Below are 18960 nucleotides of genomic sequence, written 5' to 3'. Positions count from 1 at the left end.
TGGAACTTGGGTATTCTTGTCCATGGACTTCCCCTTTCAACATGGCTGCAGATTGATGATCGACACCACCAATCTTGGCGCTTTGACGCCGTTGCCTGAAGGTGGGAAGTCCCTTCGTATTCCTTAAGGGGGAGATCGGTATCGGGCCGGTATCACTCGCTGAAATCAGGCAGGGCGGCACGCCGCAATTGCTGCCGGGCCTGCTCGTAGTCGGGCAGCACGGCGCCCACCACGGCCCAGAAGCGAGGGCTGTGGTTCATCTCGTGCAGATGGGCCAGTTCATGCACCACGACGTAGTCAATGGTGGCGGGCTCGAAATGGATCAGCCGCCAGTTGAGGCGCACCGAGCCGTCGATGCTGGCGCTGCCCCAGCGGGTCTGGGCCGAGGACAGGCGCAGGCGGCTGATGCGCACGCCCATCTGCGCCGCGAAATGCGCACAGCGCTGGGTGAAGAGGCTGCGCGCCTGGGCCTGCAGCCAGCTCAGCACGGCGTCGCGGATCTGTGCCGGCGCGGCCTCCTGGGGCAGGCCCAGGTAGAGGGTCTGGCGCGGCACGCTGGCCAGGCTGGGCTGGGGATCTGCCAGGCCGGAATCCAGCCGGGCCTTGAGCGGCAGGCGGGCGGCCGAAGGGTCCAGCACGATGATGAGATCCTGGCCCAGATAGGGCACCACGCAGCCGTCGGCCCAGCGGATCTGGGCGGCCGCCAGGCGCTCACTGCGGTCCTGCTGCTCCTGCAGCTTGCGCAGGATCCAGCCGGCCTTGTGCTGCAGGGCGCGCTCGATCTCGCCCACGGGCACCCACTTGGGCGCGCTGACCCGCAGGCCGGCCTCGCTGATCGTGAAGCCGATGCTGCGGCGCCGCGCCCGGCGCAGCTCATAGGCGACCTGCGCCGTGCCCAGTTGCACGCTGCGTGCGGGCGCGCAGGGGGTGGCGGGCGCAGGAGGCGGGGACTGCAAGGGCGAAGGCGGCATGCTGGAGCGGCGCGGCGGCCTGCGCACGGGCGGCGCCGGCTCCTGGGGCGCCGACGCGGAAGGCGGTTCAGGCTCCCGCTCGAACAGCGAGAGCTGGACGTACTGAAAGAGGCCAGCCAGGCGATGCAGCATGGCCGCCAAGTTTACGGGCGGAACGCCGGCCCGGCGAGTGCCATCAGGGCGTCGGGGTCGGGTCTTGATAGGCCTCGGGATCCAGGCGGCGCATCTCCGACTCGATCCAGTCCTCGACCTGCTTCATCAGCTCGACAGGCTCGCGTCCCACCGAAGGGATGGGCTGGCCGATGGAGATGTCCACCACGCCGGGGCGCAGCAGGAAGCTCTTGCGCGGCCAGCAGCGGGCCGAGGTGGCGGCGATGGGCACGACCGGCACGCCGGTGGCCACGGCCAGGCGGGTGCCGCCGCTCTTGTACTCGCCCTTCTGGCCGCGGGCGATGCGGGTGCCCTCGGGGAACATGATCACCCAGTTGCCCAGCTCGGCCATGCGCTTGCCCTGCTTGAGCACCTTGGCCCAGGCCTCGGAGCGGCGACCGCGGTCGATGTGGATCATGTCCATGGCTGCCATGGCCCAGCCGAAGAAGGGCACGTAGAGCAGCTCGCGCTTGAACACATACGCCATGGGGTGGGTCATGATGGCCGGGTAGGCGAAGGTCTCCCAGGTGCTCTGGTGCTTGGACAGCAGGATCACCGCGCTGCGGCGGTCGGCACGGCTGGGCAGGTGCTCCATGCCCTGCACGCGGTACTTGACGCCGCAGATCACCTTGGCGCCCCAGATGGCCAGTGCCAGCCAGCGCGCGCAGGTCCAGTAGACCTTGTCACCCCTCACGAACAGGGACAGCAGGACCGCGAACAGGGCCCAGGGGATGACGGTGACGATCAGGAAGAGGACAAAGATCAGCGAGCGGATCGCCGACAGCAGCAGGCTCAATTCAAGTCTCCGGGGACGGTGTTGGGGGACAGCTGCTCACCGCGGGCATCGGCCCGCGCGCGCCGTTCTTCTTGGATCAGGTGGTCGGCGAAGCTCGCCAGGGTGTCATGCAGCCGTGCGCCCGGCACCTGGGCCAGCTGGGTCTGGATCTGGCCTTCGTCAGCCAGACCCAGGCGCTCGCCGCGCAGCAGGTGGGGGATGCAGCCGGCAGCCTGCGCCGTCTGCAGGTCCTTGAGGCTGGCGCCCACCATGTGCACCTGGGCCAGGTCCACATTGAAGCGCTCGGCGATCTGGGTCACCAGGCCCGGCAGGGGCTTGCGGCAGGTGCAGCCCTCATCGGGCGCATGGGGGCAGAAGAAGACGGCGTCCAGGCGGCCGCCCTTCTCCGCCAGCAGCTGGTTGAGACGCAGGTGCACGGCATTGAGCGAGGCCATGTCCAGCAGGCCGCGGCCGATGCCTGGCTGATTGGTGGCCATCACCGTGTGCCAGCCCGCATGGTTGAGCCGCGCCACCGCCTCCAGGGCCCCGGGCAGGGGCTCGAGCTCGTCGACCGACTTGACGTGGTCGTCGCGGAAGCGGTTGATCGTCCCGTCTCGCCCCAGGATGACGAGTTTCATGCTGTGGCTGTGATCGGAACGGGCGGGCATGGCGTGCTCCTCAGGAAGCCAGACGGGAGAGATCGGCCACGCGGTTCATGGCCCCGTGCAGGCGGTTCAGCAATGCCTGGCGGTTGGCGCGCAGGGCGGCATCCTCGGCATTGACCATCACGCCGTCGAAGAAGGCGTCGACCGGGCCTTTCAGCGCGGCCAGGGCCTTCAGCGAGCCGGCGTAGTCGTGCTGCTCGAACAGGGTGTCAGCCTGCGGCTGGACCTCGGCCAGCGCGGCGGCCAGGGCCTGCTCGGCGGGCTCCTTCAGCAGGGCGGCGTCCACGGCCGTGGGCAGCTCACCCTCGATCTTCTTGAGGATGTTGCTGACGCGCTTGTTGGCAGCGGCCAGCGAGGCGGCCTCGGGCAGCGCGGCGAAGGCGCGCACGGCCTCCAGGCGGCGGGGCACGTCGCCCAGGCGGCTGGGGTTCAGGGCCAGCACGGCGTCCACTTCCTGGGCGCTGTAGCCCTGGTCGCGCAGCGAGACGGCCACGCGGTCCGCGAAGAAGCCGAGCAGGGCCTCGCGCGGGTTGGTGATCAGCTCGCCAAAGGCCGGCACGGCGGTGTCGATCAGCGCGGGCAGATCCAGCGGCAGGTTCTTCTCGACCAGGATGCGGATCACGCCCAGCGCATGGCGGCGCAGTGCGAAGGGGTCCTTGTCGCCCGTGGGCAGCTGGCCGATGCCGAAGAGGCCCACCAGGGTCTCGAGCTTGTCGGCCAGGGCGAGCACGGTGCCGGTGTGGTTGCGCGGCAGGGCGTCGCCGGCGAAGCGCGGCTTGTAGTGGTCCTCGATGGCGATGGCCACGCCGTCACGCAGGCCCTCGTGGCGCGCGTAGTAGGCGCCCATGATGCCCTGCAGCTCGGGGAACTCGCCGACCATGTCGGTCAGCAGGTCGGCCTTGGCCAGCATCGCGGCCTGCTGCACCTTGCTGTCCAGCACCTCGAACTCGTCGCGGGCCTCCACCGTGTAGGGCACGGTCGCCATGCGCAGCATGTTGACGATGCCGTGGGCGATGGCGCGCACGCGCTCGGCGCGGTCGCCCTGGCTGCCCAGCTTGCCGTGGTAGACCACCTTGGCAAGACCTGGCACCCGCTCGGCCAGGGTCTTCTTTCGGTCCTGGTCGTAGAAGAACTTGGCGTCCGAGAGGCGCGGCCGCACCACGCGCTCGTTGCCGCCGATCACCGCGCTGGCGTCGGCCGGGCGGATGTTGGAGACGACGAGGAACTTGTGCGTCAGCTTGCCCGCGGCATCCAGCAGCGGGAAGTACTTCTGGTTGGCCTTCATCGTCAGGATGAGGCATTCCTGCGGCACGGCCAGGAACTCGGGCTCGAACTGGCAGGTGAGCACATTGGGGCGCTCGACCAGGGCGGTGACTTCGTCCAGCAGGGCCTCGTCTTCGATGGGCTTGAGGCCTTCCTTGGCCGCGGCAGCGTTGAGCTGGGCCAGGATCTCGGCCCGGCGCTCGGTGAAGCTGGCGATGACGGCGCCCTGCTCGCGCAGTTGTTGACCATAGCTGTCGGCGCTCTCGACGGACAGGCGCGGCTGCGCGGCCTCGAAGCGGTGGCCCAGGGTCTCGCGGCCGGACGTCAGGCCCAGCGTGGCCACCGGCACCACGGTCGTGCCGTGCAGCGCGACCAGGCCGTGGGCCGGGCGCACGAAGTTGACGCTGCTCCAGCCGTCAGCCAGCTGGTAGCTCATCACCTTGGGGATGGGCAGCTTGGCCAGGGCCTCGTCCAGGGCTTTCTGCAGGCCTTCGGCCAGAGTGGCGCCAGCAACCATGGAGTCCAGGAACAGGGCTTCGGCCTTGCCGTCCGGCAGGCGCTTGAGCTGGGGCACGACGCTGGCATCGGCACCGAGGCTGGCCAGCTTCTTCAGCAGGGCCGGCGTGGGCTGGCCGTCGGCGGCCAGGGCCACGGCGACGGGCATGAGCTTTTGCTGGACGGCGCGGTCGGCGGCCTTGGCGGCCACGCCCGTCACGTGCACGGCGAGGCGGCGCGGCGAGGCGAAGGGCGTGACAGCGGCATCAGCGCCCGCCAGGCCCTGAGCCTGGAGGCTGTCCGCCAGCACGGTGGCGAAGGACTCGCCCAGCTTCTTGAGCGCCTTGGGCGGCAGCTCTTCGACAAACAGTTCGACGAGGAGGTTCTGCGGAGTGCTCATACGGTTCAGGCCGCCTTCTTTGCGTTCTTTTCAGCTTGCTTGGCGAGGTTCGCCAGCACTTCCTCGCTCCAGGCCTTGGGCGCCATGGGGAAGCCCAGGCGGGCCCGGCTGTCCACATAGGCCTGCGCCACGGCACGGGCCAGGTTGCGGATGCGGCCGATGTAGGCAGCGCGCTCCGTCACCGAGATCGCGCCGCGGGCGTCCAGCAGGTTGAAGGTGTGGCCGGCCTTGAGCAGCTGCTCGTAGGCCGGCAGCGCCAGCTGCTGCGTCATCAGGTGCTGGGACTGCTTCTCGTGCGCGGCGAAGGCCTGCAGCAGGAAGTCGACGTCGCTGTGCTCGAAGTTGTAGGTCGACTGCTCGACCTCGTTCTGGTGGAACACGTCCCCGTACTTGATGTCGGGAGCCCCGTTCTTGCCCTCGACATAGACCAGGTCGTACACCGACTCCTTGCCCTGCAGATACATGGCCAGGCGCTCCAGGCCGTAGGTGATCTCGCCGGTGATGGGCTTGCAGTCGATGCCGCCGACTTGCTGGAAGTAGGTGAACTGCGTCACCTCCATGCCATTGAGCCAGACCTCCCAGCCCAGGCCCCAGCAGCCGAGGGTGGGGTTCTCCCAGTCGTCCTCGACGAAGCGGACGTCGTTCTTCTTCAGGTCGAAGCCCAGGGCCTCCAGGGAGCCGAGGTAGAGCTCAAGGATGTTGGCCGGCGCGGGCTTCAGGACCACCTGGAACTGGTAGTAGTGCTGCAGGCGGTTGGGGTTCTCGCCATAGCGGCCGTCCTTGGGACGGCGGCTGGGCTGCACATACGCCGCATTCCAGGGCTCTGGGCCCAGGGCGCGCAGGAAGGTGGCGGTGTGGCTGGTGCCGGCGCCGACCTCCATGTCATAGGGCTGCAGCAGGGCGCAGCCTTGGGCGGACCAGTATTCCTGAAGTTTCAGAATGATTTGCTGGAAGCTCAGCATGGTGGTGTACGGCGGTAAGGCCCGTTTGCAGCCGCGACGGCGGCACGGGCGTTGAAGGAAGCGGCCCATTCTACGGGTGCCCATGGCGGGCACCGGCCGCGGTGGATCAAGCGCGCCGCACAGGCCGGCGCAGGGCCAGCACGGCGGCAAGGGCCAGGCCCCAGGCGGGCCACAGCCCCAGAGCGGCCAGCCAGCGCGCATAGGGCGTGGCGCCGGTCCGCCCCTGGACCTGCACCTCCAGCACGCCAGGCACCTCGGCGGGCAGGCGGGCGGTCACGCGGCCTTGATGGTCGATGGCGGCGGTGGCGCCGGTGTTGGTGGAACGCACCAGGGGGCGCTGGAACTCCAGCGAGCGCATCTGCGAGAACTGCAGGTGCTGGTCCTGCACCATGCGCGGGCCGAACCAGGCCAGGTTGCTGACATTGGCCAGCACCGTGGCGGCCTCGGGGCCCACGAGGCTCTGGGCGAAGTCCTCGCCGAAGAGGTCCTCGTAGCAGATCAGGGGGCGGATGCGCTGCCCGCCCAGCACCAGGGCGCGCTGGTGCGTGCCGGTGGCCTGGTCGTCCAGGGGAATGCGCAGGGCCTGCACGAACCAGTGGAAGCCGGGCGGGATGAACTCGCCGAAGGGCAGCAGGTGGCGCTTGCCGTAGCTGTAGGCATTGCCATCGGGCTGGACCGGCGCGCCGACGGCCACCAGAGAGTTGATGAAGCCGGTCCTGTTGTCCCCCAGGAAGCTGCCCAGCAGCAGCGGGCGCTCCTTGCCGATGGCAGCGATGCGCTGCACCACCTCGGGCTCCAGGTAGGCCAGGGGCAGGGGCACGACGGATTCCGGCGTCAGCACCAGCTGGCCGCGGGCACTCTCGGCCTGCCTGAGCAGGGCGTCGAGGTTGCGATCCCAGAGCTCGCGATCGAATTTCTGGTCCTGGGCCACATCGGGCTGCAGGAGCGACAGGTGGATCTCGCCGCTGGCCTGGGTAAAGGAAGACGGCAGCAGGGCCGGCAGCCCGGCCAGCAGCAGCACCGCCACCAGCGGAGCCCAGGCCCGCGCCAGCGCCAGCGCCGCCAGTGCCGCCGCCAGGCCTGCCGCCAGGGCCGTGATGCCGTAGACACCGATCCAGGGTGCCCAGCCCGCCAGCGGACCGACGGCATGCGCGTAGCCACTGGCGATCCAGGGAAAGCCGGTCAGCCACTGCGCCCGGGCCAGCTCGGCCATCAGCCACAGCGCCGCGAACAAGCCCACCCGGGCGGCCGCCCCGGGCCGACGCCAGCGGGCAAAGGCCCACAAGGAGCCAGCGTAGTAGAGGGAGAGAAAGGCCGCGAGCAGCAGCACCGCCGCGACGGCGAAGGGCGCCGCCAGATGGCCGTAGTCATGCAGGCTGATGTAGAGCCACCACAGGCCGCTGGCCAGCCAGCCCAGGCCGAAGAAGAAGCCGGCCCAGGCCGCGCGGCGCGGCGACGCCTCCCAGGCCAGGGCCACCAGCAGGGCCAGGGCCAGGGGCTGGAGCCACCAGGCCTCAGTAGGGGCGAAGGCGGCCGTCTGCAGCGCGCCGGCCCCCACGGCCAGCAGCAGCACGGCGCCCGGGACCAGCCGCTCCATCCAGCGGGCCAGGCGCGTCACAGGCCTCATTCAGACGGCTCGGCCGTCGTCGCGGCAGGCAGCCGGGTGACCTTGAACCAGCGCACCGAACCGCCCCGCGTCAGCATCACGCTGAAGCTCAGGCCGCCCAGCTCCACCACCTCGCCGCGGCGCGGCACACGGCCGTGCTCGTGGGCCAGCAGGCCGCCGATGGTGTCGAAGTCCTCGCTGGCCAGGTGCAGGCCGAAGGCCTCGTTGACGGCTTCGATGTGGGTGTCGCCGGCGACGCGCTGGCTGCCGTCGGCCAGGGTGTAGATGCCGGCGTCACTGGCTTCGTCCACGTCGAACTCGTCCTCGATTTCGCCGACGATCTCTTCCAGCACATCCTCGATGGTGATCAGGCCGGCCGTGTTGCCGAACTCGTCGATCACGATGGCCAGGTGGCTGCGGTTGGCACGGAAGTCGCGCAGCAGCTCGTTCAGGCCCTTGCTTTCCGGCACGAAGACGGCCGGTCGCAGCAGGGTGCGCAGATTGAGCTCGGGCGCCCGCTGCAGCTTGAGCAGGTCCTTGGCCATGAGGATGCCGATGATGTTGTCGCGCTGACCCTCGTAGACCGGGAAGCGCGAGTGGCCGGTGCCGATCACCATGGCCAGCAGCTCCTCATAGCTCGCGTCGATGGAGAGCAGGTCCATGCGCGGCGCGGCCACCATGACGTCGCCCGCGCTGAGCTCGGCCATGCGCAGCACGCCTTCCAGCATCTGGCGCGACTCGGGGGCGATCAGGGCGCGCTCTTCGGCATCCGCCAGGGTCTCGATCAGCTCGCGGGTGGAGTCCGGCCCGGGGTGGAGGAATTCCAGCAGGCGTTCGAGCAGATTTCTCTTGGCCGCGGGCGATTCCGCTCCGGGCCTCGTACCCCCACTCTTGGCATGGGGGTATCGACTAGGCTGTGGTTCAGACACAGGCACTCGTGTCGTAGTTGGGGGACGCAAAGAATAACCGATTGACTTTGACAGGGACTTGAAAGACAGTCGGCCGCCTCCATTTGTTGGGGCCTCTGTCTATTTTTCTCCGGGCGGCTGCCGTCGCCTGCGCCAGCCATGTCTCAAGGTAACTCCCCTGGTTTGATCCCCGCCACCATCCTCACCGGCTTCCTGGGCTCGGGCAAGACCACCCTGCTCAAGCGCGTGCTGTCGGAGGCCCATGGGCAGAAGATCGCCGTGATCGAGAACGAGTTCGGCGAGGAGAACATCGACAACGACATCCTGCTCACCGAGACCAAGGAGCAGATCATCCAGATGAGCAACGGCTGCGTCTGCTGCACCATCCGCGAGGACCTGCGCACGACGCTGTCGGACCTGGCGGCCAAGCGCCGCAAGGGCGAGGTCGAGTTCGACCGGGTGGTCATCGAGACCACCGGCCTGGCCGACCCCGGCCCCGTCGCCCAGACCTTCTTCATGGACGACGAGATCGCCGAGAGCTACCTGCTGGATTCCGTCCTGACCCTGGTGGACGCCAAGCATGCCGAGGAGCAGCTCAACACCCGCCAGGAGGCGCGCCGCCAGATCGGCTTCGCGGACCAGATCTTCCTGTCCAAGACCGACCTCTGCGACCCCGCCGCCGTGGACGCCCTGGCCCACCGCATCAAGCACATGAACCCGCGCGCGCCGCAGCAGCGCGTGCATTTCGGCGAGGTGGAGCTGGCCCGCGTCTTCGACCTGCGCGGCTTCAACCTGAATGCCAAGCTGGAGATCGACCCGGATTTCCTCAAGGCCGACGACCACGACCACCACCATCATCACCATGATCACGACCATGAGCATGGCGAGCACTGCGACCATCCGCACCACCACGCCCATGACGATGACGTGAAGTCCTTCGTCTACCGTGCCGAGAAGCCCTTCAACCCGGCCAAGCTGGAGGAGTTCCTGGGCGCCATCGTGCAGGTCTACGGCCCCAAGATGCTGCGCTACAAAGGCGTGCTCTACATGAAGGGCACCGACAAGAAGGTGATCTTCCAGGGCGTGCACCAGCTGATGGGCTCGGATCTGGGCCCGCGCTGGATGCCCGGCGAGAAGAAGCAGAGCAAGATGGTCTTCATCGGCATCGACCTGCCCAAGGAGATCCTGCTGCAGGGACTGGAAGGCTGTCTCGCCTAGTGACACACTCTGTCAGTTGGGTGCCACTCCCTATGGCTACAATCCGCGGCGCCCAAAACTGACAGAAGCGCTGGCTCAGGGGATGACCTCCCGTCACCCCCTGGCACCGGCCCTGATCCCCCAGGGGATCGCCCTGCCCCACAAAGGCAGGACAGCAGGGTTGGCAAAAGTTTGGCGAAGCTGGTCCCCAGAACTGGTCCCGTTGGCGAAAGTGCCCTTTGAAGCAGGTATAAACACCCTGCGAGGAGACTGAAAGTGAGCAAGACCCAGGCCCCGAAATCCACCGCTGCCCCGGCTCCGGCCGCTGCGCGGTCGGCACCCAAGGCCAGCAAATCTGCCGCCAAGGCCAGTGCCGCCCCTTCCGGCGATGCCGACACCGTGGTGACGGAGGCTCCGGCCGCCGCCAGCCGCTTTGCCGATCGCTTCGCCCCCCCCAAGCCGCCTGCGCGGTCCTCGAGTAGTCCCTTGATTGAAACGCCCCGCCCTGCCGTGAAAGCCGACCCCAAGCTCGCGAACGCCTGGAAATCCAAGCCTGGCAACGAACTGACCGACGCCGAAGTCCTGGCCATGCCGGACAGCGAGTACATGAACGACAAGCAGATTGAGTTCTTCCGCGCCAAGCTGAACGAACTCAAGGAGAGCCTGCTCTCCAATGCCGGAGAAACCACCGAGCATCTGCGCGAAGACACCTCCATCGTCCCCGATCCGGCCGACCGCGCCACCATCGAGGAAGAGCACGCCCTGGAACTGCGCACCCGTGACCGCGAGCGCAAGCTGCTGAAGAAGATCATGCAGTCGCTGCAGCGCCTGGACAGCGGCGAGTACGGCTATTGCGACGAGACCGGCGAGCCCATCGGCCTCGGCCGCCTGATCGCCCGCCCGACGGCCACGCTGTCGCTGGAAGCCCAGCAGCGCCGCGAGCTGAAACAGAAGATGTTCGGCGACTGAGTCGCCGCGACCCGCCCTTGCCGGCCCCCCGTCCCAGCCCATCAGGAACCGCATGACCGACCCCAAGGACAGCGAGAGCTTCTTCCGCAAGGTCGCGCGCTTTGTCGCCAACCCGACCACCGACTGGGCTGAGATCAATTCGCGCCAGGACGACCCGCAGGCCGACGCCGCCAAGGCCGAGTTGCGGGCCATGGTGGAGCGCAAGCGGCGCAATGACTTCGTCCGCAAGCGCGAGCTGGACATGCTGCGCCGCATCCGCCGCGAGGGCCTCTCGCCCGAGCAGCTGGCCGCCCTGGGCGCCTCCTCGTCACGCATGGACGAGGTCGAGCGCATGAACAGCGACATGGGCCAGCGGGTGGACCTGCAGGTCAAGGCCAAGATCGACGAGATCGAGCAGCAGATGGTGGGCGAGAGCTTCGCCCGTGCGCCCTCGCCGCCCTCTTCCGGCTTCTTCGAGACCAGCACCCGCGCGGCGGCCTTCGCGCCGACCATGCCTGCGGTCCCCAACACCGAGATTCCCAGAGGCGGCGCCCCCGCGCCCACCTCGGCCGCACCGGCGCCTGGCCGCGAGCGGCCCAGCAATGCGCCGGTCCCCGCGGCCGCCGTGGTCGACACCAAGCTTCCACCGCCCGCCGAAGGCGCGCCCAGCGAGCTGCCCGAGCTGATGCCCATGAACCCGGGCCTCAGCTTCCGCATGACGGAGAGCGCAGCCATCGAGGTGAACGAGGTCGTGCACGACGCCGAGCTGGACGAGGCCGTGATCGCCTTCGCCAACGCGGACAACGAAAGCTGCGAGCGCAGCCTCACCGAGCTCACCCAGCCCGGCGGCAGCCGCAATCTGCATGCCGAGACCTGGCTGGTGCTCTTCGACTTCTACCGCGCCACCGGCCAGCAGAGCAAGTTCGAGGCCCTGGCGCTGGAGTACGCGCAGCAGTTCGGGCTGTCGGCGCCGCAGTGGTTCTCCATGCCCAAGATGGTGGCCGAGCAGCAGCGCAAGGTGCGCCCGCCCAAGGGCAGCCCGGGCGCCGTCTGCTGGTCCGCCCCGGCCTACCTTGACGCCGAGGCCGTGCAGCAGATGCGCTCGCGCTGCGAGTCCTCGCCCATGCCCTGGGTGCTGGACTGGAAGGACCTCCAGCAGCTGGACACCGAAGGCTGCGCCAAGCTGCAGTCCGTGTTCAAGGACTGGTCCAAGCAGGTGCTGGACATCCGCTGGCTGGCCGGCGACCAGTTCCTGCAGGTGATCAAGGACATGGCGCCCGTGGGCGTCCGCGATGTCGATCCGGCCCTCTGGATGCTGCGCATGGAAGCGCTGCGCCTGGTCAACCGGCCGGACCAGTTCGACGAAGCCGCCATCGACTACTGCGTCACCTACGAGGTCTCGCCGCCGTCCTGGGAGAAGGCCAAGTGCCTGGTGCGGGTCAGCGGCAACAGCCTGTCCACGCAGGGCCCCACCTCCACCACGCAGCAGCAGGCCCTGGACGCGCAGAGCACCTTCCTCGAGACCAGCCTGGGCGAACAGACCAAGCTGGGCCAGGCCGTGCAGCTGGAGCTCAGCGGCCAGCTGCATGGCGACATCAGCGAGACGCTCAATCTGATGAGCGGCGAGCTGGGCGCGGCCTCATTGATCGAGGTGTCCTGCCCGGCCCTGATCCGCCTGGACTTCCTCGCCGCCGGCGACCTGCTCAACTGGGTGCTCAGCCGCCGCAGCGAGAACCGCAACGTCGTCTTCAAGGACACCCACCGCCTGGTGGCCCTGTTCTTCGGTGCGATGGGCATCAACGAGCACGCACGGGTCAAAGTCAGAACGGTCTGATTGACCACCCCCTACCGGCTTCGCCGGCCCCCTCAAGGGGGCACCACCGACCGCCCGGCAAAGCCGGATCGGCGGTGTTCGTGCGGGGCGAGCACCGGCTGCGCCGAGTGCTCTTTGTCTGGGGGGTGCCGTGAGCGGCGCGTGATGCTCCGTCGCTGGGCCTTCAAGGCCCTAGGCGCTGAAAGGGTCCGATGAGGGCTCACAGCATCGCGACACTGTTTCCTGAGGCGGGATGCTCCGCCTGGCGCATGCAGGGCCGTCAGATCGCATAGCCAGCAGCCACATATGGTCCCTGCAAGCAAGCTGCGCCGCCCTCCCCCTTCCCCTGAGCTCAAGCACTGACGGACCTGGGGGCATCGGCTTGAAAATGCCCTTCCCGCCCTCAGCTGGAATGGCTATGACTGCATCCGCTTCCCAAGATCCGGTGTTCCATGGGACCACCATCGTCAGCGTGCGCCGCAACGGCCAGGTCGCCATCGGGGGTGACGGCCAGGTGACGCTGGGCCATATCGTCGTGAAGGCGAGCGCGCGCAAGGTGCGCAAGCTCTACAAGGAGCGCGTGCTGGCAGGCTTTGCCGGCGCCACGGCTGACGCCTTCACCCTCTTCGAGCGCTTCGAGTCCAAGCTGGAGAAGCACCAGGGGCACCTGGTGCGGGCCGCCGTGGAGCTCACGCGGGACTGGCGCACGGACCGGGTGCTGCGCCGCCTGGAGGCCATGCTGGCCGTGGCGGACGCCGAGACCTCGCTGATCATCTCCGGCAATGGCGACGTGCTGGAGCCCGAGCTGGGCATCGTGGCCATCGGCTCGGGCGGTGCCTATGCGCAGGCCGCCGCGCGCGCCCTGCTGCAGCACAGCGAGCTGGGCGCGGCGGACATCGTCAAGCGATCCCTGGAGATCGCCGGCGACCTCTGCATCTACACCAACCAGAACCACACCCTCGAGACGCTGGACGGCGTCGCCCGCGCCTGAGCGCACGCCATCGCACCGAACGAGGACGCCCCATGTCCATGACCCCGCAAGAAATCGTTTCCGAACTCGACCGCCACATCGTGGGCCAGCAGGAGGCCAAGCGCGCCGTGGCCATCGCCATGCGCAACCGCTGGCGCCGCCAGCAGGTCGAGGAGAAGCTGCGCGGCGAGATCACGCCCAAGAACATCCTGATGATCGGCCCCACCGGCGTGGGCAAGACCGAGATCGCCCGACGCCTGGCCAAGCTCAGCGACGCGCCCTTCATCAAGGTCGAGGCCACCAAGTTCACCGAGGTGGGCTATGTGGGCAAGGACGTGGACAGCATCGTGCGCGACCTGGTCGAGATCGCCGTCAAGCAGGAGCGTGAGCTGCAGATGCGCCGCCTGCGCACCCGCGCCGAGGACGCCGCCGAGGAGCGCATCCTCGACGCGCTCGTGCCACCGCCCCGCTCCGCCAGCGGCAGCGAGTTCGGCTTCACTGCCACGCCCAGCGCCCCTGCGCCGGACAACACCGCCCGCCAGGTCATGCGCAAGCGCCTGCGCGAAGGTCAGCTGGACGACAAGGAGATCGAGCTGGAACTGGCCGAGCCCAAGCCCAGCATGGAGATCCTCGGCCCCCAGGGCATGGAGGAGATGACGGAGCAGTTGAAGGGCCTGTTCTCGCAGATGGGCGCCGGCAGGAAGCGCAGCCGCAAGCTCAGGATCGGCGAGGCCATGAAGCTGCTGGTCGAGGAGGAAGCGGCCAGGCTGGTCAACGAGGAAGAGATCCGCGCCGCGGCCCTGCTCAATGCGCAGGAGAACGGCATCGTCTTCATCGACGAGATCGACAAGGTGACCAGCCGCTCCGAGGGCAGTGGCGCCGAGGTCTCGCGTCAGGGGGTGCAGCGTGACCTCCTGCCCCTCGTGGAAGGCAGCACCGTCTCCACCAAGTACGGCATGGTCAAGACCGACCACATGCTCTTCATCGCCTCGGGCGCCTTCCACCTGGCCAAGCCCAGCGATCTCATCCCCGAGCTGCAGGGCCGCTTCCCCATTCGCGTGGAACTGAGCTCGCTGAGCGTGGATGACTTCGAAGCCATCCTCTCCAGCACCCACGCCAGCCTGGTCAAGCAGTACCAGGCCCTGCTGGCCACCGAGGGCGTGACGTTGGAGCTCCTGCCCGACGGCATCCGCCGCCTCGCCCAGATCGCCTGCGAGGTCAACGAGCGCACCGAGAACATCGGCGCCCGCCGTCTGGCCACGGTGATGGAGCGCCTGCTGGATCCGATCAGCTTCGACGCCCCCAACATGAGCGGACAGACCGTGCGCATCGACGCGGCGGCCGTGGACGAGCGCCTGGCGGCGCTGGCGGCCAACGAGGACCTGTCGCGCTTCATCCTCTGAGGCCGACTGCTTGACGGACATCAAGCCGGCAAGACCTGGCACGGCTTAGGCTTGCCGGATGCCGCATCGCATCAGCACCCGCAGCTGGGGCCTCTCCCGGCCCAGCCAGCTCAACACCGCCGCCACGCACGCGGAGCAGCGCTGGCGCTGGCCGGTGCTGGTCGCCCTGCTGTGCACCATCCCGGCCTTCTACATCGAACTGATCGAGAGCCTGCCCACGCCGCTGGCCATCGCCATCTACCTGGCGGCGGCGGGCCTCGTGGGCCTGTCGCTGTGGCGCGTAGGAAGGCTGTGCTCGCATCCGCAGCAGTACTGGCGCAGCAATATGCTGGACCTGGTGCTGATGGCCGGCCTGCTGGCCTCCGCGCTGCTGCCGCCTAGCGCCGAGTCGGGCCTGGCGCTGGCGGGGCGGCTCTTCGTCTCGCTGCTGACCCTGCTGAGGATGGTCTGGGCCATCAAGAGCTGGGTCACGCGTGGCGGCCTGGGCTACCTCCTGCTGCTGGCCCTGATGGTGCTGCTGTTCTGCGGCGTGGGCTTCTGGGTGCTGGAGCCGCGCGTGAAGACGCCGGCCGACGGCATGTGGCTGGCCTTCACTACCGCCGCCACCGTGGGCTATGGCGACATCGTGCCCACCACGGCTGCCGCCAAGATCTTCTCGGTCTTCGTGGTGCTGCTGGGCTATGCGGTGCTCTCCCTGGTCACCGCCGCCATCGCGGCCATGTGGGTGGAAAACACTGAACGGGAGGTCGAGAAGGACATCCTGCGCGACCTGCACGCCCAGCTGCGCTCCGTGCATGAGGAGCTCGGCGCCGTGCGCGAGGAGCTCCGCCAGCTCAAGCGTCCGGACTAGGCGCGCGCCGCGCGTCGCCACGCCCCACGCTTCTCACGCCACGGCCATGGCTGCGCCGGTGCAGCCTGTCCGCCCGCCGCGCCACTCTGTCTGAATCCCCGTGCCCCGCCGGGGTCGCCTCGCTACGCTGCGCGCCAGATTCATGAGGAGGCGGCATGCTGAGCATTCAAGACCTGGTCAAGACATTCGGAGACCACCGGGCCATCGATGGCCTCAACCTGGAACTGGGCGCCGGCCTGGTGGGCCTGGTCGGCCATAACGGTGCGGGCAAGACCACGCTGATGCAGATGCTGGCCACGCTCAGCCGGCCGAGCCAGGGGCGCATCCTGCTGGACGGCCAGGACATCGTCGCCCGCCCCGAGCTGATGCGCCGCCGCCTGGGCTACCTGCCGCAGGACTTCGGCGTCTACCCGCAGCTGACGGCACGCGAGTTCCTGCAGTACTTTGCCGCGCTCAAGGGCGTGCGCGATGGCCGCCGCATCCAGCAGCTGCTGGAGCTGGTCAACCTTCACGAGCAGGCCGACCGCCTGGCCGCCGGCTTCTCGGGCGGCATGCGCCAGCGCCTGGGCATCGCGCAGGCCCTGCTCAACGACCCGGACGTGCTGATCGTCGACGAGCCCACCGCCGGCCTGGACCCCGAGGAGCGCCTGCGCTTCCGCCAGCTGCTGTCCGAGCTGGGCTTCTCGCGCCTGGTGATCGTCTCCACCCACATCGTCTCGGACATCGAGAACATGGCCACCCACCTGGCCATCCTGCGCCGCGGCCGCCTGCTGGCCTTCAGCAGCCCCGAGGCGCTGATGGCACGGGCCGAGGGTCAGGTCTGGACCGCCCTGCTGGAGCCCGGCCACTACGAGGCCCTGCGCCAGCAGGTGCATGTGCTGCAGGCCCAACGCCAGGGTGGCCTGATCCAGGTCCGCATGGCCCACACGGAACGCCCCTGCGCCGAGGCCCAGGCCGCCCTGCCCAGCCTCGAGGAGGCCCTGATGGCGCAGCGTTATGCGGACACGCAGGGCCTGGGGATGGCAGCATGAGCGCCCGCCACGGCATCGTCGGCGGGAAGCTCGGCCTCGTGCTCACGCTCGCGCGCCACGAGTGGCTGCTGCGGGCGCGCCGCAGCTCCAGCCTGCTCATCCTTGGGCTGGTGATCGCCGCCAGCTGGCTCATGATTCCCGACAACACCGGCGAGGTGACCCTGTTCGCCGTCAAGGACCAGCGCATGCTCTATGACAGCCACACGCTGTCGGTCGGCGGCGGCATGATGGGCAACCTGCTCTTCGGCCTGCTGGGCTTCTTCCTGGTCCGCGGGCGCACGCAGCAGGACCTGCAGCATGGGGCGGCCGCCCTGCTGGCGACGGCGCCGGCATCGGCCTTCGGACTGTTGCTGAGCCGATGGCTCGGCGCCGTGGCCTTCCTGATGACGCTGGCCGGCGTCGACCTCCTCACGGTGATGTTGCTGCAGCTGATGCACGGCGAGGCCCCGCTGCAGCTGGGCCCCTACCTGGCCATGTGGCTGCTGGGCATGGGCCCGCCGCTGCTGCTGTGTGCCAGCGTGGCCCTGCTGTGCGACGCCTGGGCCCCCCTGATGCGACGCCGGGGCGACCTGTTCTTCTTCGCCTGCTGGGTGGGCCAGTTCGCGGCCCTGCCCTTCACTCTCGAGGAGGGCCAGCATGCGCTGCGCCCGCTGCTGGCCCTGGACCTGTCGGGCATGTCGGCGCTGGCGCTTCGCCTGGGCCAGCTGACGGGCACGGACAGCGTGAGCATCGGCGTCTCCAGTTTCGATCCGGCCTTGGGCGTGGGCCAGCTCCCCGAAGGCGTGTGGTCCTGGCCGCTGGTCGCCCTGCGGCTGGCCTCGGCCGGGCTGGCCCTTTTGCCGCTGCTGCCGGCCCTCTGGCTCTTCCACCGCTACGACCCGGACCGCGTCCGGCCCGCGGCGGCAAAGACGGGCTCTCGCTGGCGCACGGCGCTGGTCACCGCCCAGCAGCCCTTGGCTCGCCTGGCGGGCCGCCTGCTGCCGCTGTGCGCCCGGGTGCCCGGTTGGCCCGGCCAGGTGCTGGCCCATGTCTGCCTGGCCCTGGTCGGCCAGCCCTGGGCGCTGCTGGCCCTGCCCCTGATGATGGTCCTGGGCCTCAGCCTTCCCCTGGCTTCGCTCGGGCCGGTGGTGCTGGTCTCCACGGCCTGCTGGGGCGTGATGGTCTGCGGCCTGGGCGCGCAGGACCACCAGGTACGCACGCTGGCGCTGGCCGCCGTGGCGCCGGGCGGCCCCGAGCGCAGGCGGCTGATCCCCTTTGCCAGCGCGGCGCTGCTGGGGCTGCTGTTCCATGCGCCGGTCCTGCTGCGCTGGGGGATGCAGGCGCCCCTGCAGGCGCTGGCTCTGCTCAGCGGCCTGCTGCTGCTGAGCAGCCTCAGCGCCCTGCTGGGTCACTGGACCGCCGGTTCGCGCACCTTCCTGGCCCTGTTCCTGTTCTGGCTCTATGCCGCCACCCAGGCCTCGATCTTTCCCTGGCTTGACCTGATGGGTTTCAATGGCCGCGCTCTGCCGCTGACGGCCGGCGTCTATGCCCTGGTCGGCCTGACAAGCCTCGGGCTGCTGGCCCTGCGGCGCGGCCGGGCCTAGCCCCGCCGGGGCGGTGCGGCGCTCAGAGCGCCAGGCGATGCGCCTGCAGCGCCAGGATGCCGTCGAAGAGCAGGCTCTCGACCAGCTCGTGGCGCACCTCCAGGGCCGGCGCGACCTTCCAGCCCGCGCCGCCCGTCATCAGGGTCAGGGGCTCATGGCCGGCACGCTGACCCAGGTGGCGGTGCATGCGCTCGATGGCGCCGGTGATGGCATAGGTGCCACCGCTGGTCAGGGCGTCCGAGGTGTTGGTGGGGAAGGCGCGCACCTCGCCGGTGGGCACGCGCAGGCCGGCCGTGCCGCTCTCCAGGGCGCGCAGCATGATGCCGTGGCCGGGCAGGATGAGGCCGCCGAGGAAGTTGCCCTCGGCGTCGACGGCATCCACCGTCACGGCCGTGCCCACCATCACCACCAGCACGGCCCGCGGTGCGCCGCGCTGCATCACGTGGGAGCGGGCCCCGACCAGGGCCACGAAGCGGTCTGCGCCCAGCCGCCCCGGGTGGTCGTAGCCGTTGATGATGCCGCCGGCCTGGTGCGAGGAATGGACCCAGCGCGGTTCCAGGTCCCAGGACTCCATCTGCTCGATCTGCTCCTCGACCCGGTGCCGCACGGCATCGCCGGCCACATTGCAGCCCAGCATGCTGCGGGGCGCGGGCAGGCGCCGCCATTCGTCCTCCGCGAGGCGCTCGATGTTCTCCAGGAACACGGCGCCATGGGCCAGCACCACCGCGCCCGGCTGGGGCGATGCGTAGAGCGCCCATTTGAGGCGGGTGTTGCCGATGTCGATGGCCAGAAAGCTCATGGGAGGGAGGCTGCGCTGGAAACAGCGGGAGCCTACCAGCGTTCCCGACGCGGCCGTAGCGGAAATGCCTCAGATCCCGCCAGGGAATGCTACCGGTGCGGGCGCGTCTGAATCATCATCGGCACGCGGGCGGCATCCGACGCCCGAGCAAGCCAACAAGATTCAGTGGAG

At 69.1% G+C, this 18960-nt stretch carries 16 protein-coding genes; 8 read left to right on the top strand and 8 right to left on the bottom strand.

Annotation, left to right across the window (positions count from 1 at the left end; all coding sequences use genetic code 11):
• Window positions 1-152: 152 nt before the first annotated feature.
• From ABDJ40_RS23295 to ABDJ40_RS23265, 7 genes are all read right to left on the bottom strand, one after another.
• On the bottom strand, window positions 153-1103 hold the full coding sequence (locus ABDJ40_RS23295; RefSeq protein ID WP_347613310.1) for a M48 family metallopeptidase: 951 nt from the start codon (window positions 1101-1103) through the stop codon (window positions 153-155).
• 43 nt (window positions 1104-1146) lie between these two features.
• On the bottom strand, window positions 1147-1917 hold the full coding sequence (locus ABDJ40_RS23290) for a lysophospholipid acyltransferase family protein (RefSeq protein ID WP_430765674.1): 771 nt from the start codon (window positions 1915-1917) through the stop codon (window positions 1147-1149).
• The gene (gene gmhB, locus ABDJ40_RS23285) at window positions 1914-2564 is read right to left on the bottom strand and encodes a D-glycero-beta-D-manno-heptose 1,7-bisphosphate 7-phosphatase (RefSeq protein ID WP_269630456.1); all 651 of its coding nucleotides are present in this window, start codon (window positions 2562-2564) and stop codon (window positions 1914-1916) included. Before gmhB ends, ABDJ40_RS23290 begins: the two co-directional genes overlap by 4 nt.
• A gap of 10 nt (window positions 2565-2574) precedes the next feature.
• Entirely contained in the window at window positions 2575-4719 is a 2145-nt protein-coding gene (gene glyS, locus ABDJ40_RS23280) for a glycine--tRNA ligase subunit beta (RefSeq protein WP_347613307.1), read from the bottom strand.
• 5 nt (window positions 4720-4724) lie between these two features.
• Window positions 4725-5681: a glycine--tRNA ligase subunit alpha gene (gene glyQ / locus ABDJ40_RS23275; protein WP_269630458.1), complete on the bottom strand. Its 957-nt coding sequence runs from the start codon at window positions 5679-5681 to the stop codon at window positions 4725-4727.
• 106 nt (window positions 5682-5787) lie between these two features.
• The gene (gene lnt / locus ABDJ40_RS23270; RefSeq protein ID WP_347613305.1) at window positions 5788-7308 is read right to left on the bottom strand and encodes an apolipoprotein N-acyltransferase; all 1521 of its coding nucleotides are present in this window, start codon (window positions 7306-7308) and stop codon (window positions 5788-5790) included.
• Window positions 7305-8216, bottom strand: coding sequence for a CorC family transporter (locus ABDJ40_RS23265; RefSeq protein WP_430765673.1), 912 nt, complete (start codon window positions 8214-8216; stop codon window positions 7305-7307). The genes lnt and ABDJ40_RS23265 overlap by 4 nt, the downstream gene beginning before the upstream one ends.
• A gap of 138 nt (window positions 8217-8354) precedes the next feature.
• On the opposite strand from ABDJ40_RS23265, the gene ABDJ40_RS23260 reads away from it, so the two are divergent.
• From ABDJ40_RS23260 to ABDJ40_RS23225, 8 genes are all read left to right on the top strand, one after another.
• On the top strand, window positions 8355-9413 hold the full coding sequence (locus ABDJ40_RS23260) for a CobW family GTP-binding protein (RefSeq protein WP_269630460.1): 1059 nt from the start codon (window positions 8355-8357) through the stop codon (window positions 9411-9413).
• Window positions 9414-9668: 255 nt separating this feature from the next.
• The gene (gene dksA, locus ABDJ40_RS23255; protein ID WP_269630461.1) at window positions 9669-10361 is read left to right on the top strand and encodes an RNA polymerase-binding protein DksA; all 693 of its coding nucleotides are present in this window, start codon (window positions 9669-9671) and stop codon (window positions 10359-10361) included.
• Window positions 10362-10413: 52 nt separating this feature from the next.
• Window positions 10414-12174, top strand: coding sequence for an STAS domain-containing protein (locus tag ABDJ40_RS23250; protein WP_347613302.1), 1761 nt, complete (start codon window positions 10414-10416; stop codon window positions 12172-12174).
• 391 nt (window positions 12175-12565) lie between these two features.
• A complete protein-coding gene (hslV, locus tag ABDJ40_RS23245; RefSeq protein WP_347613300.1) occupies window positions 12566-13144 on the top strand; it encodes an ATP-dependent protease subunit HslV in 579 nt (192 codons plus the stop codon).
• A 32-nt stretch (window positions 13145-13176) separates the two neighbouring features.
• Window positions 13177-14526 carry an ATP-dependent protease ATPase subunit HslU gene (gene hslU, locus ABDJ40_RS23240; RefSeq protein ID WP_347613297.1) on the top strand — a complete coding sequence of 450 codons (1350 nt, stop codon included), beginning with the start codon at window positions 13177-13179 and terminating at the stop codon, window positions 14524-14526.
• Window positions 14527-14584: 58 nt separating this feature from the next.
• Window positions 14585-15376, top strand: a complete 792-nt coding sequence (locus tag ABDJ40_RS23235) for a potassium channel family protein (protein ID WP_347613296.1) — start codon at window positions 14585-14587, stop codon at window positions 15374-15376.
• 155 nt (window positions 15377-15531) lie between these two features.
• Window positions 15532-16407: an ABC transporter ATP-binding protein gene (locus ABDJ40_RS23230; protein ID WP_347613294.1), complete on the top strand. Its 876-nt coding sequence runs from the start codon at window positions 15532-15534 to the stop codon at window positions 16405-16407.
• The gene (locus ABDJ40_RS23225) at window positions 16404-17990 is read left to right on the top strand and encodes a hypothetical protein (RefSeq protein WP_347613293.1); all 1587 of its coding nucleotides are present in this window, start codon (window positions 16404-16406) and stop codon (window positions 17988-17990) included. The genes ABDJ40_RS23230 and ABDJ40_RS23225 overlap by 4 nt, the downstream gene beginning before the upstream one ends.
• A gap of 22 nt (window positions 17991-18012) precedes the next feature.
• Here the strand turns inward: ABDJ40_RS23225 and ABDJ40_RS23220 are convergent, their stop codons facing one another.
• Window positions 18013-18789 (bottom strand): type III pantothenate kinase, encoded by a 777-nt coding sequence (locus ABDJ40_RS23220; protein WP_347613291.1) that lies wholly within the window; start codon window positions 18787-18789, stop codon window positions 18013-18015.
• Window positions 18790-18960 lie beyond the last annotated feature (171 nt).

Origin of the sequence: Roseateles flavus (assembly GCF_039872765.1) — a bacterium.
GTDB classification, from domain to species: Bacteria; Pseudomonadota; Gammaproteobacteria; order Burkholderiales; family Burkholderiaceae_C; genus Roseateles_B; species Roseateles_B flavus.
Note: the sequence above shows the minus strand (reverse complement) of the source record. Positions and strands in the feature narration are given on the sequence as shown.